21 protein-coding genes, 1 rRNA gene and 1 riboswitch are annotated in these 21302 nt (G+C 40.3%); of the genes, 11 read left to right on the forward strand and 11 right to left on the reverse strand.

What is annotated here, in order from left to right; all coding sequences use genetic code 11:
* Positions 1 to 103: ribosomal RNA gene (rrf, locus tag GYX91_RS00600) — 5S ribosomal RNA — on the forward strand; the annotation flags it as partial.
* A gap of 379 nt (positions 104 to 482) precedes the next feature.
* A complete protein-coding gene (locus tag GYX91_RS00605; RefSeq protein WP_078475061.1) occupies positions 483 to 1682 on the forward strand; it encodes an MFS transporter in 1200 nt (399 codons plus the stop codon).
* Positions 1683 to 1733: 51 nt separating this feature from the next.
* On the opposite strand, the gene GYX91_RS00610 is transcribed toward GYX91_RS00605, so the two are convergent.
* From GYX91_RS00610 to GYX91_RS00630, 5 genes are all read right to left on the reverse strand, one after another.
* Positions 1734 to 2765, reverse strand: a complete 1032-nt coding sequence (locus GYX91_RS00610) for an AI-2E family transporter (RefSeq protein WP_041879928.1) — start codon at positions 2763 to 2765, stop codon at positions 1734 to 1736.
* Positions 2766 to 2800: 35 nt separating this feature from the next.
* Positions 2801 to 3391, reverse strand: a complete 591-nt coding sequence (locus GYX91_RS00615; RefSeq protein ID WP_078475060.1) for a DJ-1/PfpI family protein — start codon at positions 3389 to 3391, stop codon at positions 2801 to 2803.
* Positions 3392 to 3920: 529 nt separating this feature from the next.
* The gene (locus GYX91_RS00620; protein ID WP_037393121.1) at positions 3921 to 4661 is read right to left on the reverse strand and encodes a carbonic anhydrase; all 741 of its coding nucleotides are present in this window, start codon (positions 4659 to 4661) and stop codon (positions 3921 to 3923) included.
* A gap of 296 nt (positions 4662 to 4957) precedes the next feature.
* The gene (locus GYX91_RS00625; protein WP_078475059.1) at positions 4958 to 5503 is read right to left on the reverse strand and encodes a hypothetical protein; all 546 of its coding nucleotides are present in this window, start codon (positions 5501 to 5503) and stop codon (positions 4958 to 4960) included.
* Positions 5504 to 5692: 189 nt separating this feature from the next.
* Complete coding sequence (locus tag GYX91_RS00630) at positions 5693 to 6376, reverse strand: winged helix-turn-helix domain-containing protein (RefSeq protein WP_144235852.1); 684 nt, start codon at positions 6374 to 6376, stop codon at positions 5693 to 5695.
* Positions 6377 to 6681: 305 nt separating this feature from the next.
* Here GYX91_RS00630 and GYX91_RS00635 point away from each other — a divergent pair, with 305 nt between their 5' ends.
* Both GYX91_RS00635 and GYX91_RS00640 read left to right on the forward strand, forming a co-directional pair.
* Positions 6682 to 8043 (forward strand): MFS transporter, encoded by a 1362-nt coding sequence (locus GYX91_RS00635; protein WP_174829687.1) that lies wholly within the window; start codon positions 6682 to 6684, stop codon positions 8041 to 8043.
* A gap of 250 nt (positions 8044 to 8293) precedes the next feature.
* Positions 8294 to 8671, forward strand: a complete 378-nt coding sequence (locus GYX91_RS00640; protein ID WP_174829688.1) for an aminotransferase class I/II-fold pyridoxal phosphate-dependent enzyme — start codon at positions 8294 to 8296, stop codon at positions 8669 to 8671.
* An 80-nt stretch (positions 8672 to 8751) separates the two neighbouring features.
* Here the strand turns inward: GYX91_RS00640 and GYX91_RS00645 are convergent, their stop codons facing one another.
* The 3 genes from GYX91_RS00645 to GYX91_RS00655 are packed head-to-tail and all read right to left on the reverse strand — an operon-like array spanning position 8752 to position 10748.
* Positions 8752 to 9390, reverse strand: coding sequence for a LysE family transporter (locus GYX91_RS00645; RefSeq protein ID WP_174829689.1), 639 nt, complete (start codon positions 9388 to 9390; stop codon positions 8752 to 8754).
* A 23-nt stretch (positions 9391 to 9413) separates the two neighbouring features.
* Complete coding sequence (locus tag GYX91_RS00650; protein ID WP_078475054.1) at positions 9414 to 10316, reverse strand: tyrosine-type recombinase/integrase; 903 nt, start codon at positions 10314 to 10316, stop codon at positions 9414 to 9416.
* Positions 10317 to 10748, reverse strand: coding sequence for a thioesterase family protein (locus GYX91_RS00655; RefSeq protein WP_078475053.1), 432 nt, complete (start codon positions 10746 to 10748; stop codon positions 10317 to 10319).
* A 177-nt stretch (positions 10749 to 10925) separates the two neighbouring features.
* Here GYX91_RS00655 and GYX91_RS00660 point away from each other — a divergent pair, with 177 nt between their 5' ends.
* Entirely contained in the window at positions 10926 to 11378 is a 453-nt protein-coding gene (locus GYX91_RS00660; RefSeq protein WP_025329829.1) for a universal stress protein, read from the forward strand.
* A gap of 101 nt (positions 11379 to 11479) precedes the next feature.
* On the opposite strand, the gene GYX91_RS00665 is transcribed toward GYX91_RS00660, so the two are convergent.
* Positions 11480 to 12109: a TetR family transcriptional regulator gene (locus GYX91_RS00665; RefSeq protein ID WP_041879958.1), complete on the reverse strand. Its 630-nt coding sequence runs from the start codon at positions 12107 to 12109 to the stop codon at positions 11480 to 11482.
* A 310-nt stretch (positions 12110 to 12419) separates the two neighbouring features.
* On the opposite strand from GYX91_RS00665, the gene GYX91_RS00670 reads away from it, so the two are divergent.
* The 6 genes from GYX91_RS00670 (at position 12420) to GYX91_RS00695 (ending at position 19395) form a co-directional block, all read left to right on the forward strand.
* Positions 12420 to 13655 (forward strand): efflux RND transporter periplasmic adaptor subunit, encoded by a 1236-nt coding sequence (locus GYX91_RS00670; RefSeq protein ID WP_096766070.1) that lies wholly within the window; start codon positions 12420 to 12422, stop codon positions 13653 to 13655.
* Positions 13656 to 13667: 12 nt separating this feature from the next.
* Complete coding sequence (locus GYX91_RS00675) at positions 13668 to 16880, forward strand: efflux RND transporter permease subunit (protein ID WP_078475051.1); 3213 nt, start codon at positions 13668 to 13670, stop codon at positions 16878 to 16880.
* A complete protein-coding gene (locus GYX91_RS00680; protein ID WP_174829690.1) occupies positions 16877 to 18376 on the forward strand; it encodes an efflux transporter outer membrane subunit in 1500 nt (499 codons plus the stop codon). Before GYX91_RS00675 ends, GYX91_RS00680 begins: the two co-directional genes overlap by 4 nt.
* A gap of 255 nt (positions 18377 to 18631) precedes the next feature.
* Complete coding sequence (gene rpmB, locus GYX91_RS00685) at positions 18632 to 18865, forward strand: 50S ribosomal protein L28 (RefSeq protein ID WP_002216391.1); 234 nt, start codon at positions 18632 to 18634, stop codon at positions 18863 to 18865.
* A gap of 26 nt (positions 18866 to 18891) precedes the next feature.
* A complete protein-coding gene (gene rpmG, locus GYX91_RS00690) occupies positions 18892 to 19047 on the forward strand; it encodes a 50S ribosomal protein L33 (protein ID WP_025329834.1) in 156 nt (51 codons plus the stop codon).
* A 120-nt stretch (positions 19048 to 19167) separates the two neighbouring features.
* Positions 19168 to 19395, forward strand: a complete 228-nt coding sequence (locus GYX91_RS00695; RefSeq protein WP_037393173.1) for a SlyX family protein — start codon at positions 19168 to 19170, stop codon at positions 19393 to 19395.
* A gap of 262 nt (positions 19396 to 19657) precedes the next feature.
* Here GYX91_RS00695 and tenA read toward each other — a convergent pair whose 3' ends face one another.
* Complete coding sequence (gene tenA / locus GYX91_RS00700; RefSeq protein WP_174829691.1) at positions 19658 to 20320, reverse strand: thiaminase II; 663 nt, start codon at positions 20318 to 20320, stop codon at positions 19658 to 19660.
* Positions 20321 to 20378: 58 nt separating this feature from the next.
* Positions 20379 to 20468, reverse strand: a riboswitch (TPP riboswitch).
* A gap of 717 nt (positions 20469 to 21185) precedes the next feature.
* On the reverse strand, positions 21186 to 21302 hold a 117-nt coding region (locus GYX91_RS00705), incomplete at its 5' end, for an integrase core domain-containing protein (protein WP_144340592.1).

Genomic DNA, 21302 nt, shown 5'->3' on the forward strand with positions numbered 1-21302 from the left:
TAGCGGGTTGGTCCCACGCCTTCCCATCCCGAACAGGACCGTGAAACGACCTAGCGCCGATGATAGTATGGATTGCCCATGTGAAAGTAGGACACCGCCAGACTCCCTATAGAAGAACCCGGTTGATCAGTCAGCCGGGTTTCTTACTTTAAGCGCAGAGAAGAGAACAATACCGCAGCAGCCTGATGGCTGCTGTTGCTGTATCTAGGCCAGAGAAGGGAAGGCCTGCTGACGCAGTGCTTCGTAGAGGACGATGGCGGCGGCGTTGGAAAGGTTCAGTGAGCGGATGTGCTCTGACTGCGGAATTCGCAGACATTGCTCTGTTTAGGTCTGAGTAAATGCTTGTGGCAGACAGTATAACAAATTAAATTGTTATCAGATCCCAGATTGGATTAAATAGAAAAATGTGCCAATTATTAACACTTATTCAGTAATATATCATACCAAAATTATCATTTATTTATTTGCTTTGGTTGAAAATAATGAATCAGCAAGATAGTCAGTTCTCATCTAATCAGCTATTTCTTTCGGTTATTTTAATGGTAGCGGGCGCACATCTGTGTAATGACCTAATTCAGTCGATGCTGACAGCTACTTACCCCTTACTGGAAGAAAAATATCAGTTAAGTTTCGCTCAGGTGGGTTGTATTAGTCTGGTATATCAGCTTACAGCTTCAATTTTACAGCCCGCAATCGGTTATTACACAGATAAGCATCCGAAACCTTATTTATTACCACTAGGTATGGTTTCAACGACGTTTGGCTTGTGCATGCTGGGTTTGGTCAGTCAATTCTATCTATTATTACTGGCCGCAGCATTTCTGGGAGTAGGATCATCTACTTTCCATCCTGAGGCATCCCGTGTTGCACGTAATGCTTCTGCTGGTCGGTTTGGCTTAGCTCAGTCGGCATTTCAGGTAGGCGGTAATCTGGGTTCATCATTTGGGCCGCTACTGGTGAGTTTGGTCGTGCTGAGATATAACCGGCAAAGTAATATTCTGTGGTTTATCGCCATTGGTGTAATTGCTATTTTGCTTTTGTGCCGCATCAGTGCATGGAGTGCTCGTCATCTGGCTGCAAATAAACACAAGGCAACATCAAATTGTACTTTACCTTATGATAAAAGTAAGACCGTTCTGGCCTTATTCATTCTTGCCGTACTGATTTTTTCTAAATTTTTTTATATGGCCAGTATGAGTAATTATTATAGCTTTTATCTAATTGAAAAATTTGCTTTAACTAAACAATCTGCAGTGTTATTTCTATTTTTATTTCTGGCCTGTGTGGCAATTGGTACGTTTGTCGGAGGTCCGGTAGGTGACCGTATTGGTCGGAAATATGTTATTTGGTTCTCTATTTTAGGGGCTGCGCCTTTTACTCTGGCCTTACCTTATGCAAATCTCTGGGGTACGGCGCTGTTAAGCTGTTTGATTGGTTTAATTATATCTTCTGCTTTTTCGGCAATTGTGGTTTATGCTCAGGAGTTGATTCCCGGACGCGTCGGGATGATTGCCGGTCTGTTTTTTGGTTTTATGTTTGGGATGAGCGGAATTGCAGCAGCAGTTTTAGGATATGTGGCCGATAAAACCAGCTTACAACTTATTTTTAAATTTTGTTCTTTCCTGCCATTACTTGGAATACTGACAATTTTGTTACCGGATGTGGAGCGGTATAAACGCTAAAATACCCAAAGGCCATTGTTCATGGCCTTTTTATTGATATACGAAATAAGATTAAATGATTTTGAGTTGTTTTAAAGACAGTTTCAGGAAAGCATAAAAGATAGGCGCGAAAATCAATCCGATTACGCCAAATAAGCTTTCAGACAATACCATTGCAATCAGCAGTTCGCAAATGCCGGCGTGAATTTTGTTACCAATTATTTTGGCATTGAGTATATATTCGATTTTATGGATGATAATTAGATATAACAGGACAATTACCGCCATCCAGAATGAAATAGTAAATGCAACCAGACACATAATAGTATTGACTATGAGGTTGCCAATAATGGGGATCAGCCCAAGAACGAAAGTAGCCAGTATCAGGCTTTTGCTGAAAGGCAGATGAATACCGAATAAAGGTAATATGATAAGCAGGAAAATAGCAGTCAGGATGGTATTAAAAAAGGATATCACTACCTGTGAGAAGGCAACATATTGAAATACCAGTACCAGACGATTTAACCCCTCCTTGAGAGCCTGCATATAAATTGTTGATGAGGAATGGGTTTCAGTGATATTGCGTTTGTTCTGCTGATAGCCGGCAATTAAACCGATAATCATACCAATGATGATGATTAGCAATGAATGAAATAATTGCTTAACTACTGACTGAAGATATAGAACATGTTCTTTGATAAAGTTTAGTGCATTGGTTCGCAATTCAATCAGATTATCAGGAATATATTTATTTAGTTCTTTGGGCAGTGAGCTGGCAATGCTGTTAAATAAGCTTTGAATATGAGTAAGGGTTTGTTGCGGATCTTTGGCTACGCTGATTACCCAGCTAATCAGGTAACCAAAGCCGCTAATGAGTATTGCCATGATGAGCAATGAAAGTAATAATACGGAAAATAGTTTGGCTTTATTGCCCCAGCGATGCATTTTTTTTGCCAGAAAATCTTCAAGTTTCTGTGTGAGGGTATAGGTGAGTAATCCGGAAATAACACCGGACATTAAGTGTATTTCCATAAATATGATAAAAAAGACAGAATACAATACTACAAAAAACAGTCCTATTTTTTGTTGCTCATCTAACAGCATAATTTTTTCCGGGTTAATTTTTATAACAATAAAATTTATTTCAGACAGAATTCATCTTGCTGGCTGTCTTGCTGCCAGCGATATTCGATTCTAGTTGCGATTTGTCGGGCAACGGTTTCTCCTGCCCTGTCTTGCACAAAGGCTAAGGCCATATCCATACCTGCACTAATACCTGAAGATGTGTAATATTTCCCATCTGTAACCCATCTGGCTTTTTCTATCCATTGGGTTCGTAACGATGAAGTTTTTACCCATTCGAAAGAGAGTTTATTGGATGTTGCTCGTTTTCCATCAAGTAATCCCGATTTAGCCAGCAGGGCACTACCCGTACATACTGTTAATACATACCGGCTTTTTTGTGCCAGTTGCTTTAGCTGGTTGATATAGTCAGCTTCAAGGATAAGTGTTCTGGCTCCTGTTCCACCAGGAATGAAAAGCGTATCGATTTCGGGCGGCATCGTGTTAAAACTTTCGGTAGCAATCTGTACACCATCTCGATTGCTTATTAGGCCACCATCACGGGAATAAAACTGCATTTTCCAGTCTGGAACTTTTCCAAATATTTCTACAGGTCCGAAAACATCAAGGGTTTCGAAATCAGGATATAGAATAATAGAGATGTGCATTATTTTTCCTTAGTGTAGACGGGTTGAAAAGATAAATTTCTGAATATTGTTTTGAATATGAGTAGCATATCATTTTTTCACTTCTCAGATGTTTATTTGTACTTGGATAGTGGAGTCTAAAATTAGGCAAATCCAAAAATATAGGATATGAATTTATCTAGATATAATTATAATTCAGATTATTTTTCAGTTAGATATGAACTTGTGAAGTATTCAAACTAAATCCGTGGATAATTCAGTTGTAAAAATATAAAAATGTTGTAATCAGAATAACTGGTAATGCTGAAATAAATTGAAAATGAGCTGACTGGCAGAGGTGAACTGAGAAAAGACGGGTGAAGAGTTTGAAGCTTATAAAATTGAGAATAACATTAAGCATACATGGATAATGGTTCTTCCAGTATTGCTTAAATTTAGCTGATGTAATTTGGTTTTATAAATGCAGAATTAAAAACATTTAGGCTGTGAGGTTTAATAAAAGGTCAGACTTTGCTGATGCTCTTCTGACCTTTTATTGAGCAATTATGGCTTAATTGTTTTCAATAATGCGGTTATTGAGTGGCTGAACCGGCCGGTTGTTATTTTTCGGCAGATAATGAGAAATTTCTTCGATTTCATCCTTGGACAGGGTAATCGGCTGACGGAATAAGATCCACGTTACCGGTTCACTGCATGGTGGAGTAGTTAGTGAACCGGTATAGCGATAGTAGCTGTGATTTTTCGGATAAATGTGTTCAGGGTTGAATAATATATCGGTATTTTCACTGCTATTTTTGGCAAGTTGTTTAAATACGGATAATTTTTCAAAGTAGGAATTTTCTTTGCCTTCCTGTACAAATACGGCAATGACAAGATTACTGTGATCAGCAGCCTGATGAACAAAATGTAATTCCAGCGGATAGCGGACACCATTAATCGTGTGCTCAGCCGGTTCATGAGCATGAAACTGAACCAGTTTGTATGTTTTGTTTTCGTAGCTAAAGGTGCTGTTTGCATCAAAGTTAAACTGGAGTGAATGACCATTATCAATAATTTGCTTAATATCGGCATGTTGATAATTAAATTTCAGTGCCGGTAATTGCTTATTGTTTTTGCTATCAAAAATATCAATAGGGGATTGAGTTTTGCCTGATGCACAAGTTTGTGCATCAGGCAGGTTACCCCAGTTTTCCGGTGCGTTATCACCTTGATAACCCCAGTGGGTTTGTTCCGCCATGGCTGAGGTAGCCAGACCAAGGCTAAGACATAAAGCTAAAATATTTTTTCTCATGATGTAGTTTCTATGGGTTTATTATTTTTTAGTTTAGTCTTATTTGGTAAAGCTGGGTAGTATTTTTGTTGTTAGAATTTAATATATTATTAATATATAAAATATTTTTTATATGGTATTCTATTTCTGGTTTAAATCATGTTGAATCTAAATTTTAAATTACCGTCAATAGGAACTGCAATTTGTGATGGTGTTATATAAAAAACATCTATTAATTTGCTATCAAATAAAATATATAAATCAAGTTTGCGACAGTACTTACTGTTAAATGGTAAACGTAGTATATTTAGAGCTCTTTAGATTAGTAAAATTAGTCTAATGCAGAACCTCAAAAAGTATTTTTGTATATCGCTAACTTTACTATTAAAAATCCATTCATCTTTTGAATAAGTATCTCCATCTGATATGAATTTTTTATATTCATCTTCAAAATCAATTAAAGGTACAATTTTGTATTTTCCTTCATTATGTTTATATAATAATGCCCACCAATGGAGATGGGAATTATTATTTTGTATTTTGTGTAGTACGCCATTTTCTTGAAAATAAAAAATAGCTTCATTATCTCGCTTTATTAAATATGGTTGATTAATTGATTTAAAGTAATTATAAACTAAGAAGGAGTAATAATTGGCGTCATCGGCCATAACATAGAAATCATCACCCATATTAGTTTTTAACTTATTAATTGTATTTTCACTGGGAGTGACTAATATAACTATATCTTTGTCAAAAATAATTTTTGTTTTTTTATCGAATAGTATTAAATTGTTTTGTCCTGCTAAAGCCGTGTGGAAAGAAAAAAATATTAAGCAGAAAAATATAAATAATGTTTTTTGCATAATAATTAAAGCCCTCTTCTAATTGTTGATTTATCTGGATATGATAGCAATCATTTTCAATTAAAGCATGATCTGCTTAAGCTCTTATTTGAGCTAAAAATTGCTTAGAATCAGTTAATCCAGAATTGACATCATGCTAAACATATATAATTAGTTTATCATCAAAAAGTTAATTTTTATTGTAAATCTCTATTTATCAATTAATAATACATTTAAGTTTTTTCTACCTTTTGGCGTAATTGTCAATTCACGATTATTATCATTTTGTTTAAACCATTCTTGTTGTAGCATTGATTGAAGCAATAAAGTCCCTAATGGACCACCAATATGATCCCTATGCTCAGTAAAATCTATACAGCGCTTTCCAACACTAGCTGTATTAGATGCGTTGATTAATAGCTTATGTCCTTTAAAAAAATTTTTACCATGTTCAGTAACTAAAAAAAAATTATCTTGTATAACAATAAATTCATTATTAATAAATGACTGCGTAAGTGCAACAGACCATGAACCGGCTAGATGTTTATAACATGTTCTTGCCTCTTTAAATTTTTCTTTAGTGTTAGTATTGGATAAAAATAAACACTCTTTCGGGGGAATAATATTAAAAGTTGATTCAATAAACATTGCGGTATCTTGATTTTTTATTTCATAGTAATGGTGTTTACCACATGCCCTGTGATGAATAAGATCAACATCTTCTAGTTTTTTTAAATGAAATCGCGTAGCCTGTGGTGACAGATTCAGTCGATTTGCTAACCATGAGGCTGAAAGAGCTCTGCCATTCATTAATTCAGTGATAATTATAACTCTACTGAAATCAGACATTGCGTCTGAAAATCGTATTAAATCCTTACAATATAATTTATTCACTCTTTAGAATCTCCATGAAAAATCTATGATTTTTTTATTATTGTTCAATTTGAAATCAATTAAGCACAGCGAATTAATATACGCTTTTTAGCTAATTTGTTTAAATTTCTTTTTAAACATTATTCCTAAAAAATAAATAAGCTAATCAGATATTTTCATCAATAAAAACAAGAGAGAAAAGATTTGAGTTAATATGAAAAATAGATATTTCATTATTGCAAATTTGATGGTTGGTTGAGGGTGAAATTACTTTCTTCTGCAGGCAATTAGCTAATGGTGTAATCAAATTAAGACGGGGACTATAAATGACTAAAGTAGTAGATAGTTCTAAACCAATATATTCTATTTATATTACATGTTGTTTAGGATTATTCTTATCAACACTGGATACTGGTATTATAAACTTAGCACTGAATACGTTTTCCATCGACTTTTGTGTTTCTTTGGAATATATCGGATTATCTGTTACTTTATATTTATTATTTTTAATTCTTTTTCTTGTTCCTGGCGGTTGGCTTGGTGACTTTTGGGGGCAAAAAATAGCGTTAATAGCAGGTTTCGTGCTTTTTGGTCTAACCTCATTGATAGCTGGTTTTTCTGGGTCTGCAAACCAGCTTATTATAGCAAGATGCGGACAAGGAATTGGTGCCGCGCTATTGCAGGCAAATTGCTTGGGGCTGGCTGGTTTACAATCAAGTAAACAGAAAATAAGGTTAAATTCTTTCATAATGTTGGCGATAAGTTTAGGACCAATTTTAGGGCCTTCTTTCGGCGGTGTTATTTTAAAATTATGGGGATGGCAATTTTTGTTTCTAATTAATGTTCCATTGTGTATTGTGGGATGTTTTTTTAGTTTGAAAATAACTAAAGCAGTAAACACACTTAAAAGAGAGACTTTTGATTTAAAAGGAATGATACTTTTTTTTATGATGTTAGTGGCTTGTGTTTCTCTTATTTATTCTGATAATTTAAATCTGTTATTGATTGAAAAAAATTTTATTGGTATTTCTACTTTAATCATTTTTTTATTTTTTTTGAGGATAGAGTCAAAATGCTCCAATCCTTTTTTTCCTGTCAAATTATTATTCATCTCGTCAATTAGATACATTTCAATTGGCAGTTTGGTATTTGGGTTAACAGCGGGCATCATTTTTTCAGCGTCACCTCTCATGTTTATTAGAGAAGCTGATTATCCAATCGATTATATAGGATTAATCTGTACTGCCGCACCCATTGGCGTTATTTTAAGTGTGTTTGGCAGAAAAGTAATAAATTCAAGTTGTAATAAAATTATACTAATTTATGCTTTACCGCTTATGCTATTTGCTTTTGCCTTGCTTTTTTTTGTGAGTTTTAATATTTCAATTTTTAATTATGTTATAGCTGCTTTGTGCTACGGTTTAGGTGGCGGACTGTTTCAAGGTTCATTAATTCAGATAGCGATGGATCAAAAAAAAGATAAACAATCAACGATTGGAGGCTTATTAAGGCTTTTTCAAAATGGAGGAATTATTATTGGGTCAGCATGTTCTTTAATGTTATTAGAAGCAAAGATTTCGCCTTTAGAGAATATTTCTACCTATCAAAAATTATGGGGTATTACTTTTAGTGTACTCTCTATTATGTTTGTTTATTCATATGTCTCTTTATTTAGAATAAAAAAATAAATACAGTCTCATTTTTACTTATGTGGCTAACAATTCAAGTAAATTCTTATTGAAGATAAATCATCATAAGGAAAAATGCTCGAAGGAGCCGATCAATTATGTTCAATTGAGCAGGATAAATGATTATATAAGAATGCGTTGGCAGAGATGAGCACTGGTAATAATGCCTTTGTGTATTACTCCGCCCGCAGATATTGTTAAATCACCCGTTATTACGTGAACGAACTTTGATTATCGGTTGTTTGCTAAGTTGTTACATGCAACTGGCTGGAAAATAGGCTATTGTGTAGCAGCTGCTGTATTGATGACAGCGTTTCGCAAGGTTCATCAGTTTGATGTATTTGGTATCCATACGCCTGTACTATATGCTATTGCTGTTTATCTGGCAGATGCTTCACATTATGAAAAGTTAGGCTGCTTTTTTCAGCAAAAATGCAATTTTATGCTGGCTGGTTTGCGTTATTCACGTTTTGAGGTTTATGTGCCTCAGGGAATATATTTTAGGGTACTCAATTACGGAGATGTCAGCACTGCGCCAGAAAATGAATTTGTGCGGAAATTGCTGATTACACATCGGGTAACTATGGTACTGCTGGCGGCATTTTATCATGATGGATTTAGCCAGTAGAATTATTGTTCGCTGGGTAAAATAAATTTTGGCAGTAAAAAATTAGGACAGATGATTTATCTGTCCTTTTTATTTATCAGTTAATGATAAAGCAGACTGGTGATAATCTGAATATATAACCAGCAGCCAAAGCAGATGAATGCACAGCCGCCAATGCGGTCGATGGCCAGACTCCAGTGTAAATAGTTGCGTTTAATTATGGGTAAGGAGAACAGCCATATCATTAAGCATAAAGTCAGTAAAACCTGTACCAGTAAAATAAGCATAATTTCATATTTTAATGTGGGTTTATGTACATTAGCCATAGCCATGGACATAACGCTGCCCAGATAAAAAATGATTTTCGGATTGGACAGATTGGTAATCAGACCTTTCCAGAAAAAATGCTTTTCCTGTATTGGTGAAGTAATGGAATTATTCTGGGGTATAACTGTACGTAGCATCTGGTAGCCGCAATAGATTAAGTATGAACCGCCAGCCAGCATCAGGATATTCTGTAACCAGGGCAGCTGCTGCAATAAGGCGCTATAACCTTCAATAGTCAGTAATAACCAGAAAGCCACGCCTGTAGTAATGCCAAGTGCTACGCAAAATGCAGCCCAGCGTGAATAATTCAGTGCGGTTTTGCTGATAAGCAGCATATCCGGCCCCGGAGATAGCTGTCCAAGAAGATTAAGCAAAACGATACTGGCAATCATGGATTGTGTTTGATTAAGCATAAACAGATTCAGAGTTAAAACGGCTATTTGTTACGACGTTTGGCACGCGGATGAGTACTATCATAAATTTGTGCCAGATGATTGAAATCCAGCTTAGTGTATTGCTGGGTAGTGCTGATGGATTTATGCCCAAGCAGTTCCTGTACAGCGCGGATGTCATGAGCATTTTGTAAAACATGGCTGGCAAAACTATGCCGCAGCATATGTGGTGATAAATGGCGGTCGCTGCCATGAGTAATTGACCAGACATTTAAACGGTTTTGAATTTGACGCGCACTCAGACGTGTGCCGCGCTGACTGGTAAAAACGGCATTTTCTCCCGCAATGGCATAACGGCAGGGCAGGTAGCGCCGTAAAGCATCAATACTTTTCTGACCCAAAGGAACCTGACGCTGTTTGTTCCCTTTACCACTAACATGAACCCAGTTTTCATTCAGCATTAGGTGATGCAAATCCAGTTGCACGAGTTCGCTCAGGCGTAAACCACTGCCATACAGTAATTCGAAAATAGCCTGATCGCGCAGTGATAGAGTATCTTCGGCTGTGGGCTGGTCAAATGTGTGATTTAGTTTTTCCGCCGGAACGGCTTTTGGCAGACGTGCCCCCGCTTTAGGAGCTTTAATATTGTTAGTTGGGTTAGTTTCAATTTTTCCCTGACGTTGCAGGAAATTAAAATAGGCTCGCCACGTACTGAGCTTACGGGCCAGTGAGGCAGGCTTATCACCCATCCCGCTAAGTTTTTTCAATGCACCGACCAGATGCAACCGTGTAATGCTTTCAGCAGTAAGGTTATCGGGCAGAAGCCGGATGAGCTGAATCAGGTCACGAGTGTAGGCAGTGCAGGTTAAGGCAGACAGACCACGCTGCTGTAAGTGCTGAAAAAATTCATTCCAGAGTATCCAGTTGGGGGATGAAGTAGTCTGCATTTAATTACTCTGTGCAATGAGATGACGAAAAGCCTCAGGTGTACGACTGATACGCTGGCGTTCATAATTAAAAAAAGCCATACCGGTTTTTACCATGGCAATAGCAGCACCATCGTTGACACGGGTTATACGGTACAAAATACTGAAACCGGTGTTGCTTAGTTCAGATATACCCAAATCAAAGTTTAATTCATCACCATAGAAGCTTTGTCCCTGAAATTGCAGAGCAGCATCAAGCATAATCAAACCGGTACCACCAATATCCATTTCACTAAAGCCGAACGAGGCCAGCAGGCGCAGCCGTGCTTCATGGCACAGGCGTAATACGGCATCATTGGCCAGATGATTGCCATAATTAATGTCACCGATATATACCTTGATTGTGGTATGAAACAGCCAGTGTTCGGGTGGTTCGATATGAATACGGCTCATGGGTTTTCCTTACTGGATTCAGGCTAGATGGTAGCAGTTTTTGAGGTATTCTGTAGCCGGCTGATGTTTGTATCAGGCAAATTTGTGCTAAGCTTTGCCAGTATTTCTTAGGTTGTATTGTTGTTTTTCAGTTTATTAACAAACGCAGTTATGGTTTGTCGGGCAGGGAGAATAACGATGTATCACAAAATTATGGTACCGGTAGATGAAAGTGCAGCTGCTATGCGAGCCTTGCAGGAAGCAATAATGCTGGCTAAATTATGTAATGCGGTTCTACGGGTAGTCAATGTTGTGGATCTGGCACAGTTTAGCTGGGGTGGTGTGGGTGCACTGCCCTCTGAAGAAGTACGCAAAGCAGTTAATGCAGCAGGTAAAAAAGGTTTAGAGCAGGCAGAAAAACTACTTGAAGAATCCGGTATGCAATATGAAATTGAGGTGCTGGAAAGTGCCGGTGATAAGGTGGCTGATATGCTGATTCAGGAAGCGACGGAACATAATGTTGATTTGCTGGTGATGGGTACTCACGGCTTCAGTGGTTTTATGCATATATTAATGGGCTCTGTGGCTGAAGGTGTGTTACGACAGTCTGATATTCCGGTGATGTTATTACGTGTACGTGATGATGATTGATTAACAATTTGTTATTTCTATTGAAATCTGGCAGGCAACGAGCTCGGTTATTGCCTGCTATTTATTTATGTAAAGTATCAATTCCAATCAGGATGGATGATTTACTGGCGAAGATTCGGATTATGGTGCAGTGATTCGAGGGCAATATTAATAAAATTAGGGGCAATACTGGTAATATCTATATTATCCGGGTCAGTCAGCCATAAATTGGTTAATCCCATAAACAGGGCCTGAAAATACAGGGCAGCCTGCTGGATATTGATATTTGCGGGCAAAATATGCTGCTGACAGCACATATGAAATACAGCACACAGGTTTTGCCACCATAAATTTTGGTATTTTTGCAACAAAGCCACAATCGCATGGTTGTCAGCAGTGTGCTCACAATTCAAATGCAGGATATGACAGAATTTACGATAATTATTATCCGTAGCCATACGTTGAAACATGTGTTTCAGCGCCTGCATCAGATTGTTCAATGCGTCAGGAGAACTGGTGTCAATGTCATGCTGCAATTGGCTGCTCAGTTTACTGAAAACCTGTTGGAATAACGCATCGAATAAGTCTTCCTTATTTTTAAAATGCCAGTATAAAGCACCGCGAGTCACGCCGGCTGCGCTGGCAATTTCTTGCAGTGAAGCACGGCTGACACCGCGCCGGTAAAATATATCCAGTGCAGCAGCCATGAGAGCCTCTTTGGTTTGCAGGGCTTCTTCTTTGGTCTTGCGCATAATAAATTTCCGTTTATCTGTAAATTAAATTAGGCAAATCTGTATTTAATTCAGATTAGCACAAGATTTTTTGATTAAAATAACTTAAGTATTAAATTATTGCATCTGGTATACATACATTGTTGCATGTATAATGCGCAGCGTAAAGCTATTCTTATTTAATCGTCTGTTGTCGCATTGCTGGCTGCCTGATATTTAGATTTCGGCAGCCCTAAGTGTTGGCACCAGCGCTATTTTTGTCATATTTTTAGCACAGTATAGTAAAAAGTTATTTAATTTTTAAAGTATATATGCACATATTGAGGTGAATATGGGAACGAATCGAAAAGCAGATAAATGGCGCATCAGTGCGATAGTACTGGCAAGTGCGCTGGCATTAGCTGCATGTGGCAAAGGCGACAAAGCACCAGCACCACCTGCACCAATGGTTAGTGTACTGACTGTACATCCGGAAACGGTGACTGTAGATACCGAGCTGACTGGTCGTTTGAAGCCGATTCGCGAGTCACAAGTACGTGCCCGTGTGGCTGGTATTTTGCTGAAACGTCTGTTTACAGAAGGTACTTATGTTAAAGAAGGCCAACCACTGTTTCAGATCGACAATGCGCCTTATGTAGCTTCTTTGCAATCGGCACGTGCCAGTCTGGCAACCGCACAGGCTAATGCGGCGAAGGCTGATGCCGATATTGTCCGTTATCGCCCGCTGGTTGCAGCTAACGCAATCAGTAAACAGGAATTTGATCAGGCAATCGCACAACAGCGCCTGGCGCATGCACAGATTGACAGCGCACAGGCTGCAATTAAAAGCGCACAGATTAATGTTGGTTATGCCTATGTCCGTGCTCCGATTTCAGGCCGTATTGGTAAGGCGCTGGTAACTGAAGGCGCTTTGGTCGGCCAGAATGATGTTACTCAGCTGGCGCTGATTCAGCAAACACATACTTTATATGTTGACCTGACCCAGACTGCCGCACAGGCAATGAAGATCCGTCAGGATATTGCTGCCGGTAAGATGAAAACCATCAATGGTGCCGTCGAAGTGGCCATCAAGCTTGATGACGGTAGTGAATATCCGCAAAAAGGTCGTTTACTGTTTACAGATATGACAGTAGATGAAGGTACCGGTGAAGTTAAAGTACGTGCCGAAATTCCTAATGATGATGATATGCTGCTGCCCGGACAGTTTGTACGTGTAGAGATTCCGCAGGCTGAAATTCAGAATGCCATCGTCTTGCCTCAGCAGGCAATAACCCGTGGTGCCAGTGGTGATACGGTTACGGTGGTTAATGCTGATGGCAGTCTGGCTGTGCGCAATGTAACCGTAGTACAGCAAAAAGGCACAAACTGGGTAATCAGCGGAGGTTTGCGTGCGGGAGATAAAGTAGCAATGGATGGTCTGGCACTAGTGCAGTTAACCGGTGCGAAGAAAGTACAGACTCAGCCGTGGAAACCTGCACCTGCTAATGGTGCGTCTGTGCCTCAGGCTAAGGCTGCTTCTGCATCTGCACCTAAAGCTTCTGCGGCATCTGCCTCTCAGGCTCAGTAAGGAATCTGTAATATGTCACGATTTTTTATTAACCGACCGATTTTTGCATGGGTGGTGGCGCTGTTCATCATCATTGCCGGTATAGTGTGTATTACCAAGCTGCCTGTTGCCCAGTATCCGACAGTAGCTCCTCCTTCCATCAGCCTGACTATTTCCTATCCGGGTGCTGATGCCCAGACCATTGAAGATACTGTATTGTCACGTATCGAACGTGAAATGAACGGTCTGGAAAACCTGGAATACATGGAAGCAAAATCGTTATCCAACGGTACGGGTACATTAACCCTGACCTTCTACCCGGGTACTGATGATGATATTGCACAGATGAATGTGCAGAATGCGCTTTCACGAGCAGAACCGCGTTTGCCGGCTATGGTCAAACAGACTGGTGTACAGATTGCTAAATCACGGAGTAACTTCCTGATGGTAACCATGTATACCAGTGATAGTCCTAATCTGACCCCGGCAGATATGGCAGACTATGTGGTACGTAACATTCAGCCGGAATTACAGCGTATTGACGGTGTAGGTAATGTAATGGTGTTCAGTTCTGAACGCGCCATTCGTGTCTGGCTGGATTCAGACAAGCTGCGCAGTGTTAATCTGACCCCGGCAGCAGTTAATGCCGCAGTAGCTGCACAGAACCAGCAGATTTCTGCAGGTAGTCTGGGTGCTTTGCCTTCACCTGATAATATTCAGACTACAGCGACTATCATTGTCCCAGGTCAGCTGAAAACAGTTGAACAGTTTGAAAATATTATTGTTAAAGCCAATACCGATGGTTCACTGGTACGTCTGAAAGATGTTGCTCGTGTAGAGCTGGGTAAACAGGATTACTCTACTGGTGCCCGTTTGAATGGTAAAGACGTGGTGGGTGCAGGTATTCAGCTGACGACTAAAGGTAACGCACTGGCTACAGCCAATGCAGTTAAGGCTAAGCTGGCCGATTTGCAAAAATATTTCCCTGCCGGCATGAGCTGGTCTGCACCATATGACAGCTCCACTTTCGTTAGTATTTCCATTGAAAAAGTGGTACATACTCTGGTAGAAGCGATTGTACTGGTATTCCTTGTTATGCTGGTATTCCTGCAAAACATTCGCTATACCCTGATTCCGACGATTGTGGTACCGATTGCTTTGCTGGGTGCTTTTACCATCATGTACTTTGCCGGTCTGTCGATTAACGTACTGACCATGTTTGCCATGGTACTGGTAATCGGTATTGTGGTCGATGATGCCATTGTGGTGGTGGAAAACGTAGAACGTATCATGGCCGATGAACATTTGCCGCCAAAGCCTGCTACAGAAAAGGCTATGGGGCAGATTTCCGGCGCTGTAGTCGGTATTACAGTGGTACTGATTACCGTATTTATCCCGATGGCGTTCTTCTCCGGTTCTACTGGTAATATTTACCGTCAGTTCTCTATTGTGATGTCGGTAGCCATTTTCTTCTCTGCTTTTCTGGCATTGTCGCTGACACCGGCCTTGTGTGCTACTTTGCTTAAACCGGTTAACGAACATGAAGCGGAGAAAAAGGGTTTTTATGGCTGGTTTAACCGCAAATTTACCAGCGGTGCCAAAAAATACGAATCCAAAGTGGCTTATGTACTGCATCGCAGCGTACGTATGTTCATCATCTATGCTGCTATCACAGCCTGTGCGTTATTAGTAATGGTACGTCTGCCGACTTCATTCCTGCCGGAGGAAGATCAGGGTTATTCCATTGCTTTGATTCAGTTGCCGCCGGGTGCGACTCAGCATCGTACACTGGATACTTTCAAGAAGATGGAAGAATTCACTCTTCATCAGCCTGAAGTGAAAAACATGGTATCCGTACTGGGCTTCAGTATGACCGGTCAGGGGCAGAACGTTGGTCTGAGCTTCCTTGTATTGAAAGACTGGTCAGAACGTAGCGGTGCGGAACACAGCGCCAATTCACTGGCTAACCGTATTACCGGTGCTATGATGGGTTCAGTACGTGATGGTTATATCTTTGCTCTGGTACCGCCATCCATTCCTGAACTGGGTACCAGTACCGGCTTTAGCTTCCGGCTGCAAGACCGTGGCGGTAAAGGTCATGAGGCGTTACTGGCCGCGCGTAATCAGCTGCTGGGTATGGCGCGTGAAAGTAAAGTGCTGACACAGGTACGTCCGGACGGTATGGAAGATGAACCGCAATTGCAGATTGATATCGACCGCGATGCTGCTAATGCACAAGGCGTGTCATTCGGTGATATTTCAACTGTATTAAGTACTGCTCTGGGTTCCAACTACGTTAACGACTTCCCGAATAAAGGACGTATGCAGCGCGTAATTGTACAGGCAGATGTGGCTTCCCGTATGACACCTGAAGACCTGAGCAAACTTACCGTTAATAACGCACAGGGACAGCCCGTACCATTATCCGGCATCATGAAGACACGCTGGATTACCGGCCCGGCACAAACTGTCCGCTACAATGGCTATACCGCTATGGCGATTACCGGTAATGCTGCTCCGGGATACAGTACTGGTGATGCCATGAATGAAATGGAAAAAATTGCCAGCAAGCTGCCGGATGGTTTTGGTTATGAGTGGACAGGTCTGTCTAAAGAGGAAAAAGATGCGGGTAACCAGTCTACCATCCTCTATATGTTCTCACTGCTGGCTGTATTCCTGTGTCTGGCCGCACTATATGAAAGCTGGACAATTCCATTATCCGTAATGCTGGTAGTACCGCTGGGTCTGCTTGGTGTCGTGCTGGGTACATGGATGCGCGGTATGGAGAACGACGTTTATTTTCAGGTGGGGTTAATTACCGTAATTGGTCTGAGTGCTAAAAACGCCATTCTGATTGTGGAGTTTGCCAAGGAGTTGCAAGAGCAGGGTAAAAGTCCGCTTGAAGCTGCACTGGCTGCCGCTCACCTGCGTTTCCGTCCGATTCTGATGACATCCATTGCGTTCATTATGGGTGTAGTGCCTCTGTACTTTGCCAGTGGTGCCTCTTCTGCGAGTCAGCGAGCCATTGGTACCAGCGTATTGTGGGGAATGTTAGTGGGTACCTGTCTGGCTCTGTTCTTTGTACCTGTATTCTATTCAACTGTACGCAGTCTGTTCAGCAGGAAAAAGAACGACAAAAATGGCGGTACTCCTGACAATGACAAAAATCTGCCGATGACAGTAAACAGTGATGGCAGTGTCAGTGTGCAGTCTGCCAATCAGACAGACAAAGAGGATAAAGCATGAAACACATAGTGAAACCTACTCTGCTGGCTGTATTAGTTGCCGGAGTAGTGTCTGCCTGTTCGATGGCACCCCGCTATCATCAGCCGAAAGTAGAGCTGGCAGAAACCTTTCCAGGTGCAGCAGCCAATGACCGGTATGCCGGTTCAGTGGCTGCCGCCAATCTCGGCTGGCAGGACTACTTCGCTGATGAGCGTTTGAAACAGATTATCAATCTGGCTTTAATTAATAACCGTGATTTGCGTGTGGCCGCATTAAACGTGGAAGCGGTTCGGGCTCAGTATGCTATTCAGCGCGCAGACCGCCTGCCTGCATTAGGTGCGACAGGTAATGGCGGACGTTCGCGTGTTGCGCAGGACTTAAGCGCTATGCGTGATGCTACGGGTCAGCAAACCAGCTATATTGCAGAATCATATAATGTCGGTTTAGGTGTAACCGCATTTGAGCTGGATTTATTCGGACGGGTTAAAAGCCTGTCTGATGCGGCTCTGAATCAGTATTTCCAGCAAAAGCAGGTGCGCGACTCTACCCAGATCAGCCTGATTGCCAGCGTGGCCAAAGCCTACTTTGCTGAGCGTATTGCTCAGGCACAAATGGACTTATCCAGCCGTGTATTAAAATCACGTGAAGAAAGCAAGCGTCTGACTGATCTGCAATTCAGATCCGGTGTGATTTCACAGGTGCAGGTAGATGTAGCAGAAGCACAAATCGAAACAGCCCGTGCCGATTATGCTGCGGCTAAACAGGCGCGTGAACAGGCGCACAATGCCTTAACTTTGCTGGTGGGTAAACCATTGCCGGACGATTTACCGGCAGCAGCACCACTGAGCCGCCAGTTTGTGAATGTGGAGCTGCCGGCCGGCTTGCCGTCGACCATCTTGTATCAGCGGCCGGATGTACGTGCAGCTGAGTTTGCGCTTAAATCTGCTAATGCCAACATCGGTGCGGCACGGGCAGCATTTTTCCCGCGCATCAGCCTGACCGGCAGTATTGGCTCCGGCAGCAACGATATTGGTCATCTCTTCAATGGTCCGAACCGTACATGGAGCTTTACGCCACAGATTACCCTGCCGATTTTCACATGGGGGCAAAACAAAGGTAATCTGGATCTGGCAACAGCGCGTAAAAACATTGCTGTAGCCCAGTATGAGCAAACTGTACAGGCTGCTTTCCGTGATGTGGCCGATGCACTGGTGGCGCGTGATTCCCTTAAAAAGCAGTATGAGGCAAAATCACGTGGTGAACAGGCACAAACTAATCGCTACAAGCTCACACAGTTACGGTATAAACACGGCATAGCCAGCTCACTGGAACAGCTGGACGCAGAACGTGACAGTTATGCAGCACAGCAGGCATTACTCAATACACAGCAGACTCTGCTGGAAAACCGTGCCGATCTTTATAAAGCACTGGGTGGCGGCCTGAATCAGAAAACGGTCACACCTGCAGAAAACACTAGCGTTACCACGACAACTACTACCACAACCACAGTGCGGTAATTGTCTGAAATCCGGATGGCAGTATTACTCTGCCATCCGTCTGACGACATAAGCAGCTTACTGAAAATACAGTGCAGGCAGTAACCTGAACCAGTAATCAGCCTGTATCAGATCTGTACTTACTACAGTTTGCCTGATTCAACAGCAACATTTTCAGCTGTTCATGTCATACAAAATGATTTAACCCTTGAATAGATTCCGCTTTTCATGGTATAAATCGCGTTTTACAAAATTATTAGAAGTTTGGAGTTAACCATGGCACGTGTATGTAAAGTGACCGGTAAGCGCCCGATGAGTGGCAACAACGTGTCACACGCCAACAATAAAACCAAACGCCGTTTCTTGCCTAATCTGCAATCACGTCGTTTCTGGGTTGAAAGTGAAAACCGTTGGGTACGCCTGCGCGTTTCTAACGCCGCCTTGCGTACAATCGACAAGGTAGGTATCGATGTAGTATTGGCCGACCTGCGCGCTCGCGGTGAAGCTTAATCATATTGTGATTTAAGGATAGAGCAATGCGCGACAAAATTAAACTGGAATCTTCTGCTGGTACTGGTCACTTTTATACCACTACCAAAAATAAACGTACCATGTCCGGTAAATTTGAAATCAAAAAATTCGATCCGGTAGTGCGTAAACATGTACTGTACAAAGAAACCAAACTGAAATAATTATTTCTTACTGGTTTAAAAAACCTGAGCAGTTTATTGCTCAGGTTTTTTTATTACAAATAATCAAAATTAGATTATCTTTGCCGGTAAAGATTAAATAATCAAACAATGGATAACAACATGCCTGAAATACTGGAAGCATTACAACACCGAATCGAAGAGCTGGAAATTGAAAGTGCACTACAGGCAGAAACTATCCAGAGCCTGAGTGATACCATAGCACGAATTCAGCAAACTCTGGATTTACAGCAGGCACAACTGCGTCTGCTTTATCAGCGCCTGCCAGACAAGATAGAAAATGGTAACGAACCATTTAATCCGGCTAATGAAATTCCGCCCCATTATTGATTAATTTTGTCCGGAGTATTACAAAGCAGAAAATTTCAATTTCAGATGTACCGCGTTTTGATTAATTGGAAATCTAATTAATATAAATGTTGAAGCAGAGTTTTAAATAAACAATTTTTTATAGAGAATAATCAATCATACAATTTCTAGTGTTGTTTTAAAAATTTAAATTTATTCTAATAGAAATAATATGCTATATGAATATTATTGAACTTTCCCATCAGTTACCCTGACAGGAAAGTCATGCATATAAAAGGTTTAGTTAGTAGCTTTTATCCAGTCCCATTTGCCAGAAATCAGCTTCTAATTGCGTCGCTTTAGTAAAAATTTTGCTCAGTTGCTGAAAGCGCTGTGAATCAATATCGGCTAACCGCTGATTAATCCAGTCTATTTCTTCCTGCATAGCAATCTGAAATTCATCATTTGCGTACATTTCTACCCAGCTTTGATAAGGGTTATTAATTGTTTGATACCATGGCTGATCTTTAAGCCAACAGGCAATAATTCCATATCCGATTAAGCATGGTGCCAGTGCAACATGTAAATCCAGTAATTCCCCCTGATGTCCGGCATCAAGTATATAGCGTGAATATGCAATATTTGCTTTGGCTTCGGGCAGAGTACTAAGTTCCTGTTCACTGATGTCCCATTCCTTACAATACTGTATATGTAATTCCAGCTCAGTATCCATAATAGTCTTGAGACCTGCTAATGCCTTGCGTATTTCAAATACATCATGGCTTTTATAAACTGCAAGTCCCCATGCACGCGCAAACTGAATTAAAAAAAGATAATCCTGTTTTAAGTAATGCTGAAAACACGATTTATCCAATATTCCTTTACCTAGCTGGCGGATAAAATCATGCTGAATATAGCGGTTCCATTCATCCTGACAGGCTTCTGTGAGTGATTGAAACGAAGGCATAAAAGCTCCTTTAATAAATAATATATTAAGGAGTAACAAAACAGACTTATTTTTCGGAAAAAAGCGTGTTTTATACTCCCTTCGGCGGTACTAACCGCATCAGGTTCTACGGGTGTAATCTCAGCCAGCGGCACCCCGGATAAATTAACCAGTAAAGGTTAAAAGAAAGTCAGACAACTAGCAGAAAAAAATTGAACCAGCTATAAGATGTACTGACAACTATAGTATACAGTTGTTTTCAATAAATATATATTGAATAAATTTTTTCTGCTTACTATTTATTGTCGTTTATGTCGCGGATTATCTTTCTTTTGTAAATAACTGCAGCTTTATTCTGGCTTTAGCAATTTTTATATAATTTGATATTAAAGGACCACAATCTGGTAACTTTATTTTGCCTCTGATTTCGTATGTAGTTATCCGGATATGATTATTTTGTTTGTTATATTCTATTTTTGCGTTTACATGGTTTAAATTTTCCCAGTTTAAATTCTGGATTGAGATAAAGATATAGCTTTTTGTACATCTTATCAGTTATTTCAAAAGTGTTTACTTGCTCATATGGAATGGTTTTATCAGAGCAGGGAAAAATCAATACTTGTGATTTTATGGTAAATAATGCTGAACCGATGCCTTTATACATTTTGTAACATCTGAATAAATAGAAAGCAATGATTATTGAGAGGATAATGACAGTTATCAGCCATTCTGAATCATGTGCTTTATCAGTTGTAATACAAGCATATATTATTAAGATAAACAGACCTGCCAGCAGGAATCGCATAAGTAATCTGATAATTCCGCCCGGTTTTAGGATAATGGGTTTGTAAATACCCCATTGTTAGCACACAAACCAAGTAGAAAATCATGCTATTTGTTTCATGTTTCTATATTCAATTGGTGTCATATTATTTAATGCTTCATGCGGTCTTTCTGTGTTATATATTTCTAACCATTCTTCCGTTATTTTTCTTGCTTGTTC

The sequence above is a fragment of the Snodgrassella sp. ESL0304 genome, from assembly GCF_013344995.1.
Classification (GTDB): Bacteria; Pseudomonadota; Gammaproteobacteria; order Burkholderiales; family Neisseriaceae; genus Snodgrassella; species Snodgrassella alvi.

Bases quoted from the DNA above. Each gene is read 5' to 3' on its own strand.
- GYX91_RS00605 (WP_078475061.1), top strand. From the start codon at position 483: ATGAATCAGCAAGATAGTCAGTTCTCATCTAATCAGCTATTTCTTTCG.
- GYX91_RS00610 (WP_041879928.1), bottom strand. From the start codon at position 2,765: ATGCTGTTAGATGAGCAACAAAAAATAGGACTGTTTTTTGTAGTATTG.
- GYX91_RS00615 (WP_078475060.1), bottom strand. From the start codon at position 3,391: ATGCACATCTCTATTATTCTATATCCTGATTTCGAAACCCTTGATGTT.
- GYX91_RS00620 (WP_037393121.1), bottom strand. From the start codon at position 4,661: ATGAGAAAAAATATTTTAGCTTTATGTCTTAGCCTTGGTCTGGCTACC.
- GYX91_RS00625 (WP_078475059.1), bottom strand. From the start codon at position 5,503: ATGCAAAAAACATTATTTATATTTTTCTGCTTAATATTTTTTTCTTTC.
- GYX91_RS00635 (WP_174829687.1), top strand. From the start codon at position 6,682: ATGACTAAAGTAGTAGATAGTTCTAAACCAATATATTCTATTTATATT.
- GYX91_RS00645 (WP_174829689.1), bottom strand. From the start codon at position 9,390: ATGCTTAATCAAACACAATCCATGATTGCCAGTATCGTTTTGCTTAAT.
- GYX91_RS00650 (WP_078475054.1), bottom strand. From the start codon at position 10,316: ATGCAGACTACTTCATCCCCCAACTGGATACTCTGGAATGAATTTTTT.
- GYX91_RS00655 (WP_078475053.1), bottom strand. From the start codon at position 10,748: ATGAGCCGTATTCATATCGAACCACCCGAACACTGGCTGTTTCATACC.
- GYX91_RS00660 (WP_025329829.1), top strand. From the start codon at position 10,926: ATGTATCACAAAATTATGGTACCGGTAGATGAAAGTGCAGCTGCTATG.
- GYX91_RS00665 (WP_041879958.1), bottom strand. From the start codon at position 12,109: ATGCGCAAGACCAAAGAAGAAGCCCTGCAAACCAAAGAGGCTCTCATG.
- GYX91_RS00670 (WP_096766070.1), top strand. From the start codon at position 12,420: ATGGGAACGAATCGAAAAGCAGATAAATGGCGCATCAGTGCGATAGTA.
- GYX91_RS00675 (WP_078475051.1), top strand. From the start codon at position 13,668: ATGTCACGATTTTTTATTAACCGACCGATTTTTGCATGGGTGGTGGCG.
- GYX91_RS00680 (WP_174829690.1), top strand. From the start codon at position 16,877: ATGAAACACATAGTGAAACCTACTCTGCTGGCTGTATTAGTTGCCGGA.
- rpmB (WP_002216391.1), top strand. From the start codon at position 18,632: ATGGCACGTGTATGTAAAGTGACCGGTAAGCGCCCGATGAGTGGCAAC.
- rpmG (WP_025329834.1), top strand. From the start codon at position 18,892: ATGCGCGACAAAATTAAACTGGAATCTTCTGCTGGTACTGGTCACTTT.
- GYX91_RS00695 (WP_037393173.1), top strand. From the start codon at position 19,168: ATGCCTGAAATACTGGAAGCATTACAACACCGAATCGAAGAGCTGGAA.
- tenA (WP_174829691.1), bottom strand. From the start codon at position 20,320: ATGCCTTCGTTTCAATCACTCACAGAAGCCTGTCAGGATGAATGGAAC.